Genomic DNA, 17338 nt, shown 5'->3' on the forward strand with positions numbered 1-17338 from the left:
CCGGGTTCAGAAGATGCCGAATTCGCGGTCGATGAGTGCCAGCAGCTGGTCGTCGGAGGCCCCCTCCAGGTCGGAGCCGTTCGGGCCGGGTGCGGCGTCGACACGGCGCAGCAGTCCGCGCAGCCGCTCGGACAGTTCCCGGCGCACGTCGTCGGGGACGGACCCGCCGGACTCCGCGGCGGACACGGCGTTCTCCAACCGGGCCAGCTCGTCCAGGACCGGCGGCGCGGACGGGGCGGCCTGCGCGTCGAGCAGCCCCAGCAGGTGGTCGGCCAGGGCGGCCGGGGTGGACCGGTCCAGGACCGCCGTGACCGGTAGGTCCACCCCGGTGAGCTCGACGAGCCGGTTGCGCAGGCGGACCGCGCCCAGCGAGGTCCCGCCGGCGTCGAGGAAGCCGCGCAGCGGTTCGACCGCCCCGGGGCCGTCGTGGCCCAGGATCGCGGCGGTCTCGGCCCGGACCAGGTCCAGGACGGCGGCTGCGCGCTCGCCCGGGGACGCCCCCGCGGGCGGGGCCCAGGCCTCCCCGGCGGCCTCGGAGCCGGGCTCCGGGTCCCGGACGGCGGCGGGCGCGGCGGGCGCCGCCGTGGTCCGGTCCCGCCAGTAGCGGCGGCGCTGGAAGGCGTAGGTGGGCAGCTCCACCAGGCGGGCGCCGCCGCCGAACACCGCGGACCAGTCGGGCGCGGCACCGTACGCGAACGCCTCGGCCAGGGCGAGCCGGAACCGGTCGGGGCCGCCCTCCTCCCGGCGCAGGGTGGACACCACGGCGGTGTCCCGGACCCCTTCGGCCTCGGCGGTCTCCAGCAGGGCGGAGCCGAGCAGCGGATGCGGTCCCATCTCGATGAACAGGTCGTGCCCGGTGGCGATGAGGGCCTTGGCGGTGTCGTGGAAGCGGACCGGCTCGGCGAGGTTGCGGTACCAGTAGTCGGCGTCCAGCTCCCCCTCCCCCGCCCGGGCGCCGGTGAGGCAGGAGTAGAAGGGGATCTCCCCGGCGCGGGAGGAGACCCCGGCCAGGTCGGCGTGGAGGCGTTCGCGCAGCCGGGCCACGTGGGGGGTGTGCGAGGCATAGTCCACGGCGATGCGGCGGGCCCGCACGCCCTTCTCCTCGTACTCCTTGACCAGGCCGGCGACATCCTCGGGTCCACCGGCGACCACGGTGGAGGCGGGGCCGTTGACCACGGCGACGTGCAGGTCGGCACCGCGTCCGGCCAGGTCGGCGCGGACCCGCTCCTCCGGCAGGGCCACCGAGGCCATCGCGCCGGTGCCGGACAGCTCCAGGACGGCGCGGCTGCGCAGCGCCACCACCGCGGCGGCGTCCTCCAGGGACAGCAGTCCGGCCGCGCACGCGGCGGCGACCTCGCCCTGGGAGTGGCCGACGACGGCGTCGGGGCGGACGCCGTGGGAGCGCCACAGCGCGGCCAGCGCCACCATGACCGCCCACAGCACGGGCTGGACGACGTCGACCCGGTCCAGGGAGGGCGCGCCGGGGTCGCGGCGCAGCACCGCGGTCAGCGACCAGTCGGTGTGGGGCGCCAGGGCGCGTTCGCAGTCGGCGATGACGCCGGCGAACACCGGGGATCCGGAGAGCAGGCCCACGGCCATGTCGGCCCACTGGCCGCCCTGTCCGGGGAACACCCAGACGACGCGGCGGTCGGGGCGGGCCCGGCCGGACACGGTGCCGGGGTCGGGGCGGCGCTCGGCCAGGGCCGACAGGGACGCGGCCAGGGCGTCGCGGTCGCGGCCCGAGGCGACCGCACGGTGTTCGAAGGCGGTGCGGGAGACCGCCAGGCTCCAGCCGACGTCGACCGGGTCCAGGTCGGGGTCGGCGGTGATCCGGTCGTACAGCCGGGCGGCCTGCCCGGCGAGCGCGGCGGGGCCGCGGGCCGACAGCGGCCACAGGATCAGGCCGGGGTCGGCGGCCCGCTCCGCGGCCGGCGCGTCCGCCGCCTCCGGGGCCTGCTCGACGACGACGTGGGCGTTGGTGCCGCTCATCCCGAACGAGGACACGGCGGCGCGGCGCGGCGCCCCGGTGGCCGGCCAGGACCGGGACCGGTCCAGCAGGCGGACGGTGCCCTCGGACCAGTCCACGTGCGGGGTGGGCTCGTCCGCGTGCAGGGTGCGCGGCAGCACCCCGCGGCGCAGGGCCAGGACCAGCTTGATCAGCCCGGAGATGCCGGCGGCGGCCTGGGCGTGCCCGAGGTTGGACTTGAGGGAGCCGAGCCACAGCGGCCGGTCGGGGGTGCGCGCCCGCCCGTAGGCGGCGATGAGGGCCTGCGCCTCGATGGGGTCTCCGAGGGCGGTGCCGGTGCCGTGCGCCTCGACGAGGTCGACGTCGGCGGGGGTGAGGCGGGCGTCGGCCAGGGCGGCGCGGATGACTCGCTCCTGGGAGGGCCCGTTGGGGGAGGTGAGGCCGTTGGAGGCGCCGTCCTGGTTGACGGCGCTGCCCCGGATCACGGCGAGCACGGGGTGCCCGGCCCGGCGCGCGTCGGAGAGCCGTTCCAGGACGACCATCCCGGCGCCCTCGGAGAACCCGGCGCCGTCGGCCCCGGAGCCGAACGCCTTGCAGCGGCCGTCGGAGGCCAGTCCGCGCAGGTGGGTGAACTCGGTGAGGATGCCGGGGGAGGCCATGACGGTGGCCCCGCCCGCGAGTGCGAGGGAACACTCGCCCGCACGCAGCGCCTTCACGGCCAGATGCACGGCCACCAGAGAGGACGAACAGGCGGTGTCGACCGTGACCGCCGGGCCGGTCAGGCCCAGTGTGTAGGACAGCCGTCCGGAGGCGACGCTGGTGGTGGTGCCGCTGACCGCGAACCCGTCGTCGGGCGCCTCGGCCAGGGAGGGCCCGTACTCCTGGGCGATGGCGCCGACGTAGACGCCCGTGTCCGTGCCGGCCAGGGAGGCCGGGGGGATCCCGGAGCGCTCCAGTGACTCCCACGCCACCTCGAGCAGCAGGCGCTGCTGCGGCTCCATCGCCTCGGCCTCGCGGGGGGAGATGCCGAAGAAGGCCGGGTCGAAGTCGGCGGCGTTCTCCAGGAACGCGCCCCGCGACATGGCCGACCGGGGGCCTCCGCCGTCCTCGCCGAGCAGGGAGTCCAGGTCCCAGCCGCGGTCGGCGGGCAGCGGGCCCCGCACCTCACCACCGCTCTCGAGCAGTTCCCACAGGGCGCCGGGGGTGTCGATACCGCCGGGCAGCCGGCAGCCCAGGCCGACCACGGCGACGGGTTCGGCCTCCCGGTTCAACTGCTCCTGGAGGCGCTCGTTCTTCTTCAGCGCCGTGCGCAGGGCCGTGACGAGTTTGGCGGTCTGGTCGCTATCGGTGGCCATCAACGGTCTCCTGTTCGCCTTCGGGGAAGGACCCGTCGTCCCCGCCCAGGGCGAGGTCCAGGAGTCCTTCCACGTCCAAGCCGTCGATGCGGCTGTCCTCCGTGACGTCGTCGGTGTCGGGCACGGGGGCCGACGCGGGGTCGGCCGGGGTCGGGGGGAAGAGTGTGTCGGCGATGTACCGGGCCAGGGCCCGGGGGGTGGGGTGGTCGAACACGACGGTGGCGGGCAGCCGCAGGCCGCAGGCGGCCCCCAGGCGGTTGCGCAGCTCGACCCCGGTCAGGGAGTCCATGCCCAGCTCCTTGAAGGGGGTGTCGGCCGGCACCTCGGAGGCGCCCTCCTCCCCCCGGCCCAGTACGACCGCGGTGTGCTCGCGCACCGCCGAGACGAGGGCGCGCTCGCGCTCGGCGCCGGGGAGCCCGGCCAGCCGGGCCGCCGACAGCGGCGGGTCGGCCGCCTCCTCCGCCGCCTCCTCCCGGGGACCGGCCAGCTCGCCGAGGATCGGCAGGTCGGGGCCGTGGACGAGGTCGAGCAGGGCGGGGGCGAGCACCGCCTGGTCCAGGTAGAGGGCGGCGTCCATCCTGGCCAGGGCGCGCTCGGTGGCCATGGGCAGCAGTCCGCCCCGGCCCAGCGCGTCCCGGTCGCCGTCGTCGAGGTGGCCGGTCATCCCGCTGGCCTCGCCCCACAGGCCCCAGGCGAGGGAGAGGGCCGGCAGGCCGTTCTGGCGGCGGTGGTGGGCGAGCGCGTCGCAGAACACGTTGGCCGCCGCGTAGTTGGCCTGTCCCGGAGAGCCCAGGGTGCCGGTGATCGACGAGAACAGCAGGAACGTGCCCAGGCCGAGGTCGGCGGTGAGCTCGTGCAGGTTCCAGGCCGCGTCGACCTTGGGCCGCAGCACCGCCTCCACCTTGTCGGAGTCCAGGGAGAGCACGGTGGCGTCGTCCAGGACGCCGGCGGTGTGCACGACGGCGCCCAGCGGCCGGTCCAGCGATCCGAGCAGGCGGGCCAGCGCGGCGCGGTCGGCGGCGTCGCAGGCGTGCACCTCGACCCGGGCCCCCAGGGCCCGCAGTTCCCCGGTCCGGGCGTCCTGGCCCTCGGCCCCGGCACCGCTGCGGCTGACCAGGACCAGGTCGCGGACGCCGTACCAGGTGGCCAGGTGCCGGGCCACCCGGTGCCCCAGGGTGCCGGTGCCGCCGGTGATGAGGACCGCCGAGCCCTCGGGGAAGGGCGCGGGGACGCGCAGCACGGTCTTGCCGACGGTCTCACCGCGCTGCAGGGAGCGGAACGCCTCGTGGACGCCGCGGATGTCGTGCACGGTCGTCGGCAGGGGGCGCAGGGCCCCGGAGGCGAACAGCTCCATGATCCGGTCGAGCATCTGCCCGATCCGTTCGGGGGCCACCTCGGGCAGGACGAACGACTGGTAGCCGCGGCCGGGGTGGGCGGCGGCGACCTCGGCCTCCTCGCGGACGTCCGTGCGGCCCATCTCGACGAAGCGGCCGCCCGCGCCGGCGCCGCCGCCGGGGGCGCGCAGCAGGCGCAGGGAGGCGTCGACGAACTCCCCGCTCAGGGAGTTGAGGACGACGTCGAAGCCGCGGCCGCCGTTGGCGGCCCGCAGGGACGTCTCGAAGTCCAGGGTGCGGGAGGAGGCCAGGTGCTCCTCGGGGACCCCGTACTCTGCGGCGACCTTCCACTTGTGCGGGCTGGCGGTGCCGAACACCCTGGCGCCCATGTGGCGGGCGAGCTGCACGGCGGCCAGGCCCACCCCGCCCGCGGCGGCGTGGATCAGGACGCTCTCCCCCGGCCGGACCGCGGCGACGTCCACCAGGGCGTGGTAGGCGGTGAGGAAGACGATCGGGACTGCGGCCGCCTCCTCGAAGGTCCACCCCCGGGGGATGCGGGAGATGCGCCTGCGGTCGGCGACGGCCACGGGGCCGAAGGCCGACCGGAACATGCCGGCGACCCGGTCGCCGGGGGCCAGGTCGGTGACCCCGGGCCCGACCTCCAGAACGGTCCCGGCACCCTCCAGGCCGATGCCGTGGTCGTCGGGGATCATGCCGAGGGTGACCACGACGTCGCGGAAGTTGACGCCGGCGGCGCGGACGGCGATCCGGACCTGGTGCTCGCCCAGCGGTGAGGCCGCCTCGGGGGCGGGCAGCGGGGTGAGCGCGTCCAGGGAACCCGGGGAGGGTGCGGCGAGCCGCCACAGCGGCCCGGGCGGGACGAGGGCGCCCTCCTCGGCGGCGGGCACCAGGCGGGGCACCAGGACCCGGCCCGACCGCAGCGCCACACGCGGTTCGCCCAGGTCGGCGACGCGGGACAGCACCCGGTGGGAGTCCTCCGCCCCGTCGGAGTCCACGATCACGAGCCGCCCCGGGTGCTCGCGCTGGGCCGAGCTCAGCAGGCCCCAGACGGAGGAGGCGGCCAGCCCGCTGAGGCGGTCCTCGGCGTGGGTGACCACCGACCGCCAGGTGACCAGGACCAGGCGGGAGTCGGCGGTGCGGTCGTCCGACAGCCAGGTGCGGACCGATTCCAGGGCGGAGTTCAGGCCGTCGCGCACGGCGTCGGGTACGGACTCCCGGTCGGCGTAGACGGCGCGGGCGGGCAGTTCGGCGTAGACGACGCGGGGGACCGGGCCGTCGGCGGACAGCCCGTCCAGGGACGGCAGGTCCGTGGGGACCTCGCCGTCCATGCCGGGGCCCTCGACCTCCTGCCAGCGCACCCGGTACAGGTCGGGCTCCTCGTCGGGTTCGGAGGGCAGGGCTGCGACGTCGACGGGGCGCAGGACCAGTTCGTCCACGGCCAGCACCGGGGCCCCGTCGCCGTCGGCGGCGGTGAGCCGGTAGCGGTCGCCGTCGACGTGCTCCAGCAGGGTGCGCAGCACGCGGACCGGCCTCTCCGGCCCGGTCGCCCGCACCCCGCTCCACGCGAACGGGACCAGGGGTGCTCCACCGTGGGAGCCGTGGAGCAGCACCGCGTGCAGGGCGGCGTCGAGCAGGGCGGGGTGCGGACCCCTGAAGGGGCCGGCCGGCGGCCCGTCGGGCAGGGCGGTCTCGGCGAGCAGCGCCCCGTCGACCCGGCGCCACACCCGGCGCAGGCCGCGGAAGAGGGGACCGTAGGCGTAGCCGCGGCGCAGCAGCCCGGTGTAGGCCTCCCGCTCGTCGAACCCGGCGTCCACGACGCCCTCGCCCGGCCAGTCCGCCGGGACCTCCGCGGGGATCCGCGGCTCCGGTGCGCCGGGGTCCCCCGCGGGGGGATCGGCGGTGAGGGCCCCCGAGGCGTGGCGGACCCACCCGCCTCCGGCACCGCGGGCGTGGACGGCGAGGGCCCGGTGGCCGTCGGCGGCCGGGGCGGAGACCGTGACCTGGAGGTCCACCCCGCCGCCGCGCGGGAGCAGGATCGGGCTCTCCAGGGTGAGGTCGGCGATCCGGGGGGATCCGGTGCGGGCTCCGGCGTGCAGGGCCAGTTCCACCAGGGCGGTGCCGGGCAGCAGGGTGCGGCCGAGCAGCCGGTGGTCGGCGGTCCAGGCCTGGGTGCCGACGCCGACGGTGCCGGTGAACACGGTGTCGCCGCCGACCAGCTCCAGGCCCGCGTCCAGCAGCGGGGACGCGTCCGGGGGCGTCGGCGCGGGTCCGGCGGCCGGTTCCACCCAGTGGCGGCGCCGCCGGAAGGGCAGGTCCGGCAGGTGCACCGGGGCGCCCTCGTCGGCGACGCCCTCCAGGATGAGGTGGGCGTTGGTGCCGCTGATCCCGAACGAGGACACGGCGGCGCGGCGGGGGCGGCCGGTGTCGGGCCAGGGCTCGTTCTCGGTGAGCAGACGCACGCCGCTCCCCTCCCACTCCACGCGCGGGGTGGGCTCCTCGGCGTACAGGGTGCGCGGCAGCCGGCCGTGGCGCAGCGCCTGCACGGTCTTGATCACCCCGGCCACACCGGCCGCGGCCTGGGCGTGGCCGATGTTGGACTTGAGGGACCCCAGGCGCAGCGGCTCTTCGCGGTCGGCGCCGTAGACGGAGATGAGGGCCCCCGCCTCGATGGGGTCGCCCAGGCGGGTGCCGGTGCCGTGCGCCTCCACCGCGTCCACCTCGCCCGGACGGAGGCCGGCGTTGGCCAGGGCCTGGCGCAGGACCCGCTCCTGGGCGGCGGGGTTGGGTGCGGTGAGCCCGTTGGAGGCTCCGTCGGAGTTGACCGCGCCGCCCCGGACCAGGGCCAGCACGGGGCGTCCGGCGCGTCGGGCGCAGGAGAGGCGCTCCAGGACGAGCACGCCCACGCCCTCGGCCCAGGCGGTACCGTCGGCGCCTGCGCCGAACGCGCGGCAGCGGCCGTCGGCGGACAGCCCCCGCTGGGCGGAGAACTCCAGGAACATGCCCGGGGTGGACATCACCGTGACACCGCCGGCCAGCGCCATCGCGCACTCGTTGCGGCGCAGCGACTCGGCGGCCTGGTGGATCGCCACCAGGGAGGAGGAGCAGGCGGTGTCGACGGTCAGCGCCGGCCCGTGCAGGCCGAGCACGTAGGCGATGCGGCCCGAGGCGACGCTGGTGGTGGACCCGGTGAGGCGGTACCCGCCGTCGCCGTCCCGGGCCGGGTCGGCGAGTCGGGGCCCGTAGTCGGAGGCCATCGCGCCGACGAACACGCCCACGGAGGATCCGCGCAGGTCGTCGGCGGTGAGGCCGGCCCGGTGGACGGCCTCCCAGGAGGTCTCCAGCAGCAGGCGCTGCTGGGGGTCCATGGCGTCGGCCTCCCGGCGGGAGATCCCGAAGAAGTCCGCGTCGAACAGGTCGGCGTCGTAGAGGAAGCCTCCCCGGCGGGTGTAGGTGCGCCCGGGGGTGCCGGGCTCGGGGTGGTAGAGCGCGTCGGTGTCCCAGAAGCGGTTGTCGGGGAAGTCGCCGGTGGCGTCCGCGCCCTCCTCCACCAGGCGCCACAGCTCCTCGGGGGAGGTCACCCCGCCGGGCAGCCGGCAGGCCATCGCGGTGATGGCGATCGGGTCGTCCTCGGCCGCGGCGGCGGGGGCCGCCGGCGGGTCGGGGACCGGCTCCGGGTCCGGCCGGGACGCGGCGGCCGGGGCGGTGCCCCCGCCCACGGTGACCTCGTCCCGGCCCAGCTCTCCGGCGAGGAACCGTGCCAGCGCGGCGGGGGTGGGCTGCTCGAACAGCACGGTGTCGCCCAGGCGGACGCCGGTGGCCCGGTCCAGGGCGTCGCGCAGCTCCAGCATCATGATCGAGTCGAATCCCAGGTCGCGGAAGGCGCGCTGCTCCTCCCCCTGCGCCAGGGACCCCCGGGACAGCACCCGGGCGGCCTTCTCGCACACCAGCTCCAGCACCGAGGCGGTGCGCTCGGGAGAGGGCCGCGCCTCCTCCGGGGCGGCCGACCAGTCGACGGCCGCGCCGGTGCGCGCGCCGACGGCGTTCCCGGGCCAGAAACGGCGGCGCTGGTACGGGTAGGAGGGCAGGTCGGTGCGGCGCGCCCCGGTGCCCTCGAAGAGCCGCGGCCAGTCGACGTCCACCCCGGCGGTGAAGGCGCGGGCGGCCGAGTTCAGCAGCTGCGCCTGGTCGCCCTCGCCCCGGCGCAGGGTCTTGAGGACGTGTCCGGACACCCCGGCCCGGTCCAGCGACCCGCGCAGGCCGTGCGCGAGCACCGGGTGCGGGCCGACCTCCAGGAACACCCGGTGGCCGTCGCCGACCAGGGCGTCGACGGCGTCGGAGAACCGCACGGGGTTGCGCAGGCCCGCGTACCAGTAGTCGGCGTCCAGGGGGAGTCCGCCGAGCTCGGCGCCGGTGAGGGTGGAGTAGAAGGGGACCTCGGGGGGGCGCCAGCGCACCCGGCCCAGGTACTCGGCGACGCGGTCCCGGATGCGTTCCACGTGCGGGGAGTGGGAGGCGTAGTCCACGTCGACGAGGGCGGCGTGCACTCCGCGTTCCACGCAGTGCTCGACGGCGTCGCGCACGGCGCGGGGGGAACCCGACACCACCACGGAGGCGGGTCCGTTGACCACCGCGACGTGCAGGTCGGGCAGGGTGCGGACGAGCTCCTCGGCCTCCCCGACCGGAATGCCCAGGGAGGCCATGCCTCCGCTGCCGGCGAGCCCGGTGAGGGCCTGGCTGCGCAGGGCCACGACCCGGGCGGCCTCCTCCACCGACAGGGCCCCGGCGACGCACGCGGCGGCCAGTTCGCCCTGGGAGTGGCCGATGACGGCGGCGGGGCGCACCCCCAGCGCCTCCCACACCTTGGCGAGGGAGACCATGACGGCCCACAGCACCGGCTGGATCACGTCGGCCCGGGCCCGGGGCCCGGTCACCGGGGGCGCCTGCGGTTCGCCGCGCAGCACCGAGGACAGGGACCAGTCGACGTAGGGGCCCAGGGCGTGTTCGCACTCGCGGACCCGGGCGGCGAAGGCCTCGGCCAGGACGCCGTCGGCGTTCAGCAGGTCGCGGCCCATGCCGACCCACTGCCCGCCCTGCCCGGGGAAGACCAGGACCGGCCCGGGGCCGCCGACGGCGGCGATCCCCTCGGGGCGCACCGACTCCAGTTCCCGGGTGCCTCCGTCGCCGGAGGCGAACACCACCGCGCGGTGCTCGAACACGTCCCGTGTGGTGGCCAGGGAGAAGCCGATGTCGCGGGCCTTGGGTCCGGGGTGGGTGGACACGTGTGCGTGCAGGGCCGAGGCCTGGGCGCGCAGGGCCTCCTCCGAGCGCGCCGACAGCACCCACGGCACGGGGTCCAGGGTGCGGGTGACCGGCCCCTCCCCCGTGGAGCGGTCGGCGGGTGCCGGCCCCAGCACGAGGTGGCAGTTGGTGCCGCCCATGCCGAAGGAGGACACCCCGGCCAGCGGCGCGTGGGCGGGCCAGGGCTCGCGCCGGGTCTGCACCGCCAGGCCCAGGGCGTCCAGGTCGATGCCGGGCGCGGGTCCGGTGAAGTTCAGGGTCGGCGGGATCTGCCGGTGCTCCAGGGCGAGCACGGTCTTGACCAGGCCGACGATCCCGGCGGCGCCCTCCAGGTGGCCCACGTTGGTCTTGGCCGAGCCGACGCGCAGCGGCTCGCTCCGGTCGGCCGCGAAGACCTCGCCCAGGGCCGCGGCCTCCACGGGGTCGCCGGTGGGGGTGCCGGTGCCGTGGAGCTCGACGTAGCCGATCCGGTCGGGGTCCTGGCGCGCGTCGGCGTGGGCGGCGCGGATGACGTCGGCCTGGCCGCGGACGGTGGGCCTGGTGAGGAAGGAGTCGCCGCCGACGTGGTTGACGGCGCCGCCGTGGACGACGGCGTGGATCCGGTCCCCGTCGGCCAGGGCCCGGCCGAGCGGCTTGAGGACGACGACGGCCCCGCCCTCGCCGCGGACGTACCCGTTGGCCCCGGCGTCGAAGGGGCGGATCCGGGCGTCGGGCGACAGTCCGCCGAAGCGGGCGACCTGCTCGGTGCTCTCGGGGACGAGGACGAGGTTGACGCCGCCTGCCAGGGCGATCTCGCTCTCGCCCCGGCGCAGGCTCTCCATCGCCAGGTGTACGCCGACCAGTGCGGAGGACTGGCCGGAGTCCACGGTGAGGCTGGGGCCGCGCACCCCCAGGAAGTGGGAGACGCGGTTAGCGATCATGCCCCGGTGGGTGCCGGTGAGGGTGTGGTGGGTGATCGTCCCGGGACCGCCCCGGTCGTGCAGGAGTGCGTAGTCCGAGCCGATGGCGGCGAGGAAGACCCCGACGCGGCCGCCGCGCAGGGAGCCGGGGGCCGTGCGGGAGTTCTCGATCGCCTCGCGGCCCAGTTCGAGCATGAGCCGCTGCTGGGGGTCCATCGCCAGCGCCTCGCGCGGGGAGATCCCGAAGAAGTCGGCGTCGAAGTACTCGGCGTCGTGGAGGTAGCCGCCCCAGTGGGGGCCGCGTTCGGCGGAGCCGCCGCCGAGGCGTTCGGGCGGGGCGACGATGGCCTCGCGCCCCTCGCCGAGCAGCCGCCAGAAGGCCTCGGGGGTGCCCGCTCCCGGAAGCCGGCACGAGATGCCGACGACGGCGATGGGCTCCCGGTCTTCGGGGGCAGGGGTTCCGGTCGGTCCGCCGTGCATCGTCGCCCTTCCTTTTCGACTGCCCTTGCCTGGCCCGAGCACTCTCGCGATCCGGGGCACCGCCCGTGCAGGTGCACGGGAACGCCGATATGGACGCGATGAGATTCGGACATTGGGTAACTCCGGAACCCACAATCTCAGAGATTCACGGCAACCACCCCATGAAACGGCATTCAGGGTCAAACAGGAACCAACCTGAAGGAGACTAACGCTTGCTCGCAACCGCTGACAACAGCAGAGACCTTTTCGGACGGGACATCCGGTCACCAACATGCGAAGTTAATGGGAGCGCAGCGGTTTACGGACACAGGCCCGGAGAAAGGGAACCGGATTTCGGGCAAGGGAAAAGGCCCGGCACCCGAGGGGGCGCCGGGCTCTTCCCCGTCCCGCTCAGCCGCCGTTGCGCGCCTGCACCTCGGCGATGTAGCGCTGGGCCGCCTCGGGGTCGAACATCCAGGACTTGTAGTCGGACGGGGAGTCCCATCCCTGGATCCAGCGGTCGGCGACCTCCTGGTACTGCACCGCCGCACCCAGCATGTTCATGATGTGCTCGGGCAGCGACTGCTCGACCATGGTGGACGCGAATTCCGCCCAGGCCTGATTGTCCTGACCGAATTCCCAGAAACGGTCGAAGATCCTGACCATGAACTCCTCATCGAACGGCTTGTCGCCGTGCTCGATGATGCCCTCGAGGTAGGCCTCGGCGCACCGGGTGGAGTTGTTCCAGCTCTGCCCCACGAACGGGTCCATGGTGACCACCACATCGGCCATGCCGATGGCGAGTCCGCCGGAGGGGAGCCGGCCCACGGGGTTGCGCACCTGCGGGGTCAGGTCCTCGACGATGGTGCTGCGCCCGTCCACCAGTACCGCGTCCTTGCACCGCTCGAAGAACTCCGGCGCGTACTTGCGCATCAGGTCCTTCATCCGGCGCAGCTGCTCCTCCGGCCCCGGCCGGTCCGGCCAGGCGTCCATCGGGCCGCCCTTCTTGTCCACCAGCAGCAGGTTGTGGGCGGGGCCCTCCTGGGTGAGGATCGGGGTGAGCATGATGTTGCCCGCCTCCTCCGTCACCCCGAACCAGCCGATGTTCTCCGACTCCCCCGGGTGGGGCGGCCACAGGTCGTAGGCGTAGGCCTGGGCCAGGGCCCGGGGGCGGGTCCCGCTGAACCGGCTGGTGTCGTGGTCGAAGAGCTGGCCCAGCTCACCGTGGCCGACCGCGACGATGATCAGGTCGAACATGCGGGAGAAGTAGTCGAGGTCGGTCACGGTGACCCCGTGGATGACCACCTTCCCGCCCCGGTCCTCGAAGGACTCCAGCCAGTCGGCCATCTTCACCCGGCGGTCGACCGCCACCGAGTAGCCGTTCCCGGGGTGGGAGCGGCCCCGGATGGCGGTGACGGGCTCGCCTTCCCGGAAGACGGCCAGCTTCTGCTCGCGGATCTGCGGGGAGAGCGCGCTCCAGAAGTCGAGGTCGAACTTGCGCTCGTACTCCAGGGCCGTGGGGAAGGTGAACTGGGAGATCGAGGGCCGACCGGTCCGGATCTCCAGCGATGACTGCCCCGTGATCACCGTGACGTCGTAGCCGTGGGTCAGGAGCCCGTGGGCCAGGTGCAGGCCGGCGTGGCCCGCGCCGACGATAAGGATCTTGCGCATGTGTCGCTTACTTTCCTGGGGAATCTACGGGACGGCCGGGAGGAGCCTGGCGGAGGGCGGCCTCCCCACCCGTCAGGCGACGGGCTCGCTGGTGCGGTTGTGCTCCAGGGCGTACCGCAGGAGGGCCTTGAGGACCTCTCCCCCGGACAACCGCTGTCGGGCGTCGAAGTCGATGATGGGGACCTCCGGGCTGACCTCCAGGGCCTCGCGGACCTGTTCGGCCGTGTAGTCCAGCTGCCCCTCGAACCGCTTCAGCGCCACGATGTAGGGGATGCGCTTGTTCGTCTCGAAGTAGTCGACGGCGTCGAAGGAGTCCGCCAGCCGACGGCAGTCGACCACGACGACGGCGCCCACCGCGCCCCTGACGAGATCGTCCCACATGAACCAGAACCGCGCCTGGCCCGGTGTGCCGAACATGTACATGACGAGTTCGTCGTCGATGGTGATGCGGCCGAAGTCCATCGCGACGGTGGTGGTCGTCTTGTCGGGGGTGATCGAGGTGTCGTCGTGACCGATACTCGCCTCGGTCATGATCGCCTCGGTGGTGACGGGCGGGATCTCCGACACCGAGCGCACCAGAGTCGTCTTGCCGGCGCCGAAGCCGCCGGCGATGACGATCTTGCTCGACATCTTCTTGCGATTGGACCGCTTGTCACTGGAAAAGTCGTTCGAGACCACGAAGAGCCCTCTCCAGAACCTGGTTTTCCGATGGACTGCTGCCGGTGATGGTCGGGTGGATGTACACCAGGTCCTGTTCGGCCAGGTCGCTGACCAGGACCTGGGTGACACCCAGGGGGATGTTCAACTCGGCCGAGATCTCGGCCAGCGACCGGGTCTCCCGGCACAGCTTGTAAATACTGATCGACTCCGGCATGAGGGTGCCGGGGGGCTCCTGCCCGGGCTCGGACGTCGAGACCAGGGTCTGCACCATCAGCGGATGCCGTGACCGCGTCCGCCCACCGGTGAAGGTGAACGGGCGAACGCGGTTACTCCTTCGCCTGCGGAAGCTCATTGACGTGGCAACCTCATTCCTGCCGAACCGTAACGGGTCACCGTCGTCAGTTCTGGATGACTTCGCGCAGCTGCGAGCGCAGCTGCGGCGTGAGCACGTGGGCGACGTTCTCGACGAGCTTGGCCATCTGGAAGCCCACGATCTTCAGCTCGGTCCCGGGAGCGGTGAGCACCGCCATGCAGGAGCCGTCGCTGATCGCCATGATGAACAGGTGCCCGTGGTTGAAGCGTACGAGCAGCTGCTCGCACTCCCCGCGCTGGAACAGGCTCGCCCCGCCGACGGCCAGGCTGTGCAGGCCGCTGGCGATGGCCGCGAGCTGCTCCGCGTGCTCCTCGGGGAAGTCGCTGGAGTGGGTGAGCACGAGACCGTCGGAGGAGACCACGACGGCGTGCTCGACACCGCGCACGTCGCGCACGAACCGGTCGATGAGCCACGAGAAGTTCTCAACACTGTCGTTCACGGGTTCAGTCATGCTCTACCTGCCTCGGCCGAGTGTCTTAGGGGTTCGGGGGATCTGCGCGCGCACGGGGGTGCGCGCACCGGGGGCGCGGCCGCTCATTCGTCGGCCTTCCCGCCCGTGTCGTCCGTGGTTCCGTCGAGTTCCTCACCCTCAAGGGCGGCGCGTTCGCCTTCGAGGAAGTCTCCCAGCTCGTCCCGGATCTGTTCGGCCCGGGCCTCGCCGGAGAGCTTGGGGGGCGTGTCCTCGCGCGACGGGGCGGGCGCTCCGGGTTCGGGGCGCGGCATCATGCGCAGCGGGGAGCCGTGCGGGGTGGCGCTGCGCCGGGGGAGCCCGGCGGCGGTGACGGCGGAGGTGCCCTTGCCCGGGGCGCCCGCTCCGTTCGCGGAGGAGCCGTTGGCCGGCGCGGCGGCCGGCGGCGCCGGCGCCTGGCGTACCACGGCGGGGACCGAGGAGGCCGGGACGGTGGACGTGCGCTTCTGTCCCGGGGTCCGCGGGGTGGCCACCCGCAGCAGCTCCTTGGGGACGATCACGTAGGCGCTCACACCGCGGAAGGCGCGGGATTCGAGCCTGGCCGCCAGTCCGTGCTTCTTGGCGATGCGGCTGGCCACGTAGAGGCCCATGTGCCGGGGGGCCTCCTCGTCCAGGACGGGCTCGCCGGACAGCCGCTCGTTGAGTTCGGCCAGCTGCTTGTCGGGGATGCCCACGCCCTCGTCCTCGACGACGATCATGAGGCCCTCGTCGTCCAGGGTCTGGCCGCTGATGACGACCTGGGAGTGCTCGGGGGAGTTCGCGGTGGCGTTGTCGAGGAGCTCGGCCAGCAGGTGGCTGATGTCGTCGGCCGCCATACCGGTGATGGAGGTCTGCGGGAGCTTGCCCAGCTTGACGCGGGGGTAGTCCTTGATCTCCGACACCGCGGCGCGGGCCACGTCGAGCAGGGGCACGATCTCGTCGTGGGCGTCGGACTCGCCGCCGTCGTGTCCGGTCAGCACCAGGAAGTTCTCCCCGTTGCGCCGCATCCGGGTCGCGAAGTTGTCGATCTGGAAGAGCTTGTCGAGCAGGTCGGGGTCCTGCGCGTCGGACTCCAGCTCCTCGACCATCTCCAGCAGGGCGTCGACGAGGGAGAGGTCGCGCATGGCCAGGCCGGCCAGTGCCTCGTTGAGGAGGCCCTTGCCGTCCTCGCGCACCGCCGGGACGGCCGCGGCCGCGGGTGCGGCGGCCTCGGGCTCCGGCTCGGCGGCGGGCGGCTCGGGAGCCGGGGCGGGCTCGGTCTCCACGGCCGGGGCGGCGGCCTCTGGCGCCGTCTCCTCCGCGGCGGCCTCCTCGGCGGCGGGCGCCTCCTCCTGCGGCTCGGCCCGGGTCAGCGCCTTGTCGTCCTCACGGACCTCGGTGGCCGAGGTCTGCTCGGCGAACAGGGTGGCGACCGAGTCGGCGGTGACGACCTGCGGGGCCTGGCCCGCGGTGAACACGATGACGTGCTGGACCGGCTGGCCGTAGGGGTTGCCCTGCCCGGGGTAGAACACCGGCTGGCCCTGGACCACGTAGCCGGGCGGCTGGAAGGGCGCCGGGTAGACGTTGGGGTAGGCCATCGGCGGCACCGGCGCCGGGTACACCGGGTACGGGTAGGGCATCGGCGGCTGCTGGTAGGGGTAGTCGGCCCGCGGGGGCGCGGGCGGCGGGGTCCGGTAGTCCTCCGGCACCGGGCCGCGGGGGTCCGGGCCGTAGGGGCCGTGGTGGCCGCGGTCGGCCCCGTAGGGGTCGCGGTGGTCCGCGCGCGGGTCGCGCACCGGGTAGGGGTCCCGGTAGTGGCCGTCCCGGGGGGCGGGGTCGCGGCGCGGGACGTCGTAGCGGTGGCCGTCGGCGCGCTGACCGTACTCCGGTGCCGGACCGCGGTCGGCGTACCCGGGGTCGTGGGGAGCCCTGCGGTAGGCGGGGGCCTCGTACCGGTCGGGTTCGGCCCGCCGGCCGCGCCAGGCCTCCTGGTGGTCGCGGCCGTCGGCGAACTCGGCGTCGGCCCGCTGCTCGCGGTAGGACGGGGTGCCCTCCGGGAGCCGGCCCCGCCGGTCACCGCGGGAGGACTCCCTGCGGGCGGGCTCGGGAAGCGGGGACTCCGGTGTGGAGGATGTCGGGATGTGGGACACAGGCGCCTCGAATTGCTCCGTGTGGGGGGGCTCCGGCACACCGCCGGGGGGTGGCGCCGGTTCCTCGGACGCGGGCGGGGTCTGGTGCACCGGGGCCTCCTCCTCGGGTGCGGTGTGCTCCGTCGGAGCGATGACTTCGGGTGTGCGCGGCTCGGGCTCGTCGAGGCCGACTCCGCGCCATTGGCCGACGGGGGTGGCATCGGGTGCGACGTCGTCGATCTCGACGCGCCGGGCCGTGGTGTAGGGGTTGGGGACGCCGGTACGGGGGGTCGGCCGGTAACCGTTCTCGGCGGAGCCGGAGAAGGGGCCGACAGGCCGTTCCACCGAGGGGACGTCCGCGGGGGCGCTCTCGCCTCCGCCCGCCGTCGTCTCCCCGGCCAGGGGGGAGGCGGTGTGCCGACCGCCGTCCCGGGCCGCGGGGCGGCCGGGTTCCTGCGAGTGCGGATGCACGGGCTGATGCACGGGATTTCCTTGCTCGGTCTCCATGGAGCGGCTTTCCTGGATGCGGACCATGCGGTAGATGGCCCTGCGGAAACGCCCCTCACGCCTGACTGCGGGCTCCTCCTCCGTCGACGCCTTCGCCCCGTCCGCAGGGGAGCGGGGAACGGAGCCGTCTGCCGGCGGCGGCGCCTCTGCCACTGTGTCGTCTCCTCGGCTCGGGTGGGCGGTCCGGCCCCACTCGCACGGGACGGGGATGGGGGCCCGTTCCGAAGACGAGCACCCAC

7 protein-coding genes are annotated in these 17338 nt (G+C 74.5%); all 7 read right to left on the bottom strand.

Going from position 1 to position 17338, the window contains the following annotated elements:
- Positions 1-6: 6 nt before the first annotated feature.
- The gene (locus tag ACSUPR_RS09545; RefSeq protein WP_436890793.1) at positions 7-3321 is read right to left on the bottom strand and encodes a type I polyketide synthase; all 3315 of its coding nucleotides are present in this window, start codon (positions 3319-3321) and stop codon (positions 7-9) included.
- Positions 3308-11353, bottom strand: a complete 8046-nt coding sequence (locus ACSUPR_RS09550) for an SDR family NAD(P)-dependent oxidoreductase (RefSeq protein WP_436890794.1) — start codon at positions 11351-11353, stop codon at positions 3308-3310. The genes ACSUPR_RS09545 and ACSUPR_RS09550 overlap by 14 nt, the downstream gene beginning before the upstream one ends.
- Before the next feature lie 390 nt (positions 11354-11743).
- Positions 11744-13003 carry a styrene monooxygenase/indole monooxygenase family protein gene (locus ACSUPR_RS09555; RefSeq protein WP_436890795.1) on the bottom strand — a complete coding sequence of 420 codons (1260 nt, stop codon included), beginning with the start codon at positions 13001-13003 and terminating at the stop codon, positions 11744-11746.
- Between the two features lie 72 nt (positions 13004-13075).
- Positions 13076-13633 carry a GTP-binding protein gene (locus ACSUPR_RS09560; RefSeq protein ID WP_436890796.1) on the bottom strand — a complete coding sequence of 186 codons (558 nt, stop codon included), beginning with the start codon at positions 13631-13633 and terminating at the stop codon, positions 13076-13078.
- Positions 13634-13655: 22 nt separating this feature from the next.
- Positions 13656-14015, bottom strand: a complete 360-nt coding sequence (locus ACSUPR_RS09565; protein ID WP_073375558.1) for a DUF742 domain-containing protein — start codon at positions 14013-14015, stop codon at positions 13656-13658.
- A 46-nt stretch (positions 14016-14061) separates the two neighbouring features.
- Positions 14062-14487: a roadblock/LC7 domain-containing protein gene (locus tag ACSUPR_RS09570; RefSeq protein WP_073375556.1), complete on the bottom strand. Its 426-nt coding sequence runs from the start codon at positions 14485-14487 to the stop codon at positions 14062-14064.
- A gap of 83 nt (positions 14488-14570) precedes the next feature.
- Entirely contained in the window at positions 14571-17075 is a 2505-nt protein-coding gene (locus tag ACSUPR_RS09575; protein ID WP_436890797.1) for an ATP-binding protein, read from the bottom strand.
- Positions 17076-17338 lie beyond the last annotated feature (263 nt).

Origin of the sequence: Nocardiopsis dassonvillei, from assembly GCF_964273065.1 — a bacterium.
Lineage (GTDB): Bacteria > Actinomycetota > Actinomycetes > Streptosporangiales > Streptosporangiaceae > Nocardiopsis > Nocardiopsis dassonvillei_B.

What these genes read in the sequence shown, in the direction of transcription:
- ACSUPR_RS09545 (WP_436890793.1), bottom strand. Translation starts at nt 3,321, where the DNA reads ATGGCCACCGATAGCGACCAGACCGCCAAACTCGTCACGGCCCTGCGC.
- ACSUPR_RS09555 (WP_436890795.1), bottom strand. Translation starts at nt 13,003, where the DNA reads ATGCGCAAGATCCTTATCGTCGGCGCGGGCCACGCCGGCCTGCACCTG.
- ACSUPR_RS09550 (WP_436890794.1), bottom strand. Translation starts at nt 11,353, where the DNA reads ATGCACGGCGGACCGACCGGAACCCCTGCCCCCGAAGACCGGGAGCCC.
- ACSUPR_RS09570 (WP_073375556.1), bottom strand. Translation starts at nt 14,487, where the DNA reads ATGACTGAACCCGTGAACGACAGTGTTGAGAACTTCTCGTGGCTCATC.
- ACSUPR_RS09560 (WP_436890796.1), bottom strand. Translation starts at nt 13,633, where the DNA reads ATGTCGAGCAAGATCGTCATCGCCGGCGGCTTCGGCGCCGGCAAGACG.
- ACSUPR_RS09565 (WP_073375558.1), bottom strand. Translation starts at nt 14,015, where the DNA reads ATGAGCTTCCGCAGGCGAAGGAGTAACCGCGTTCGCCCGTTCACCTTC.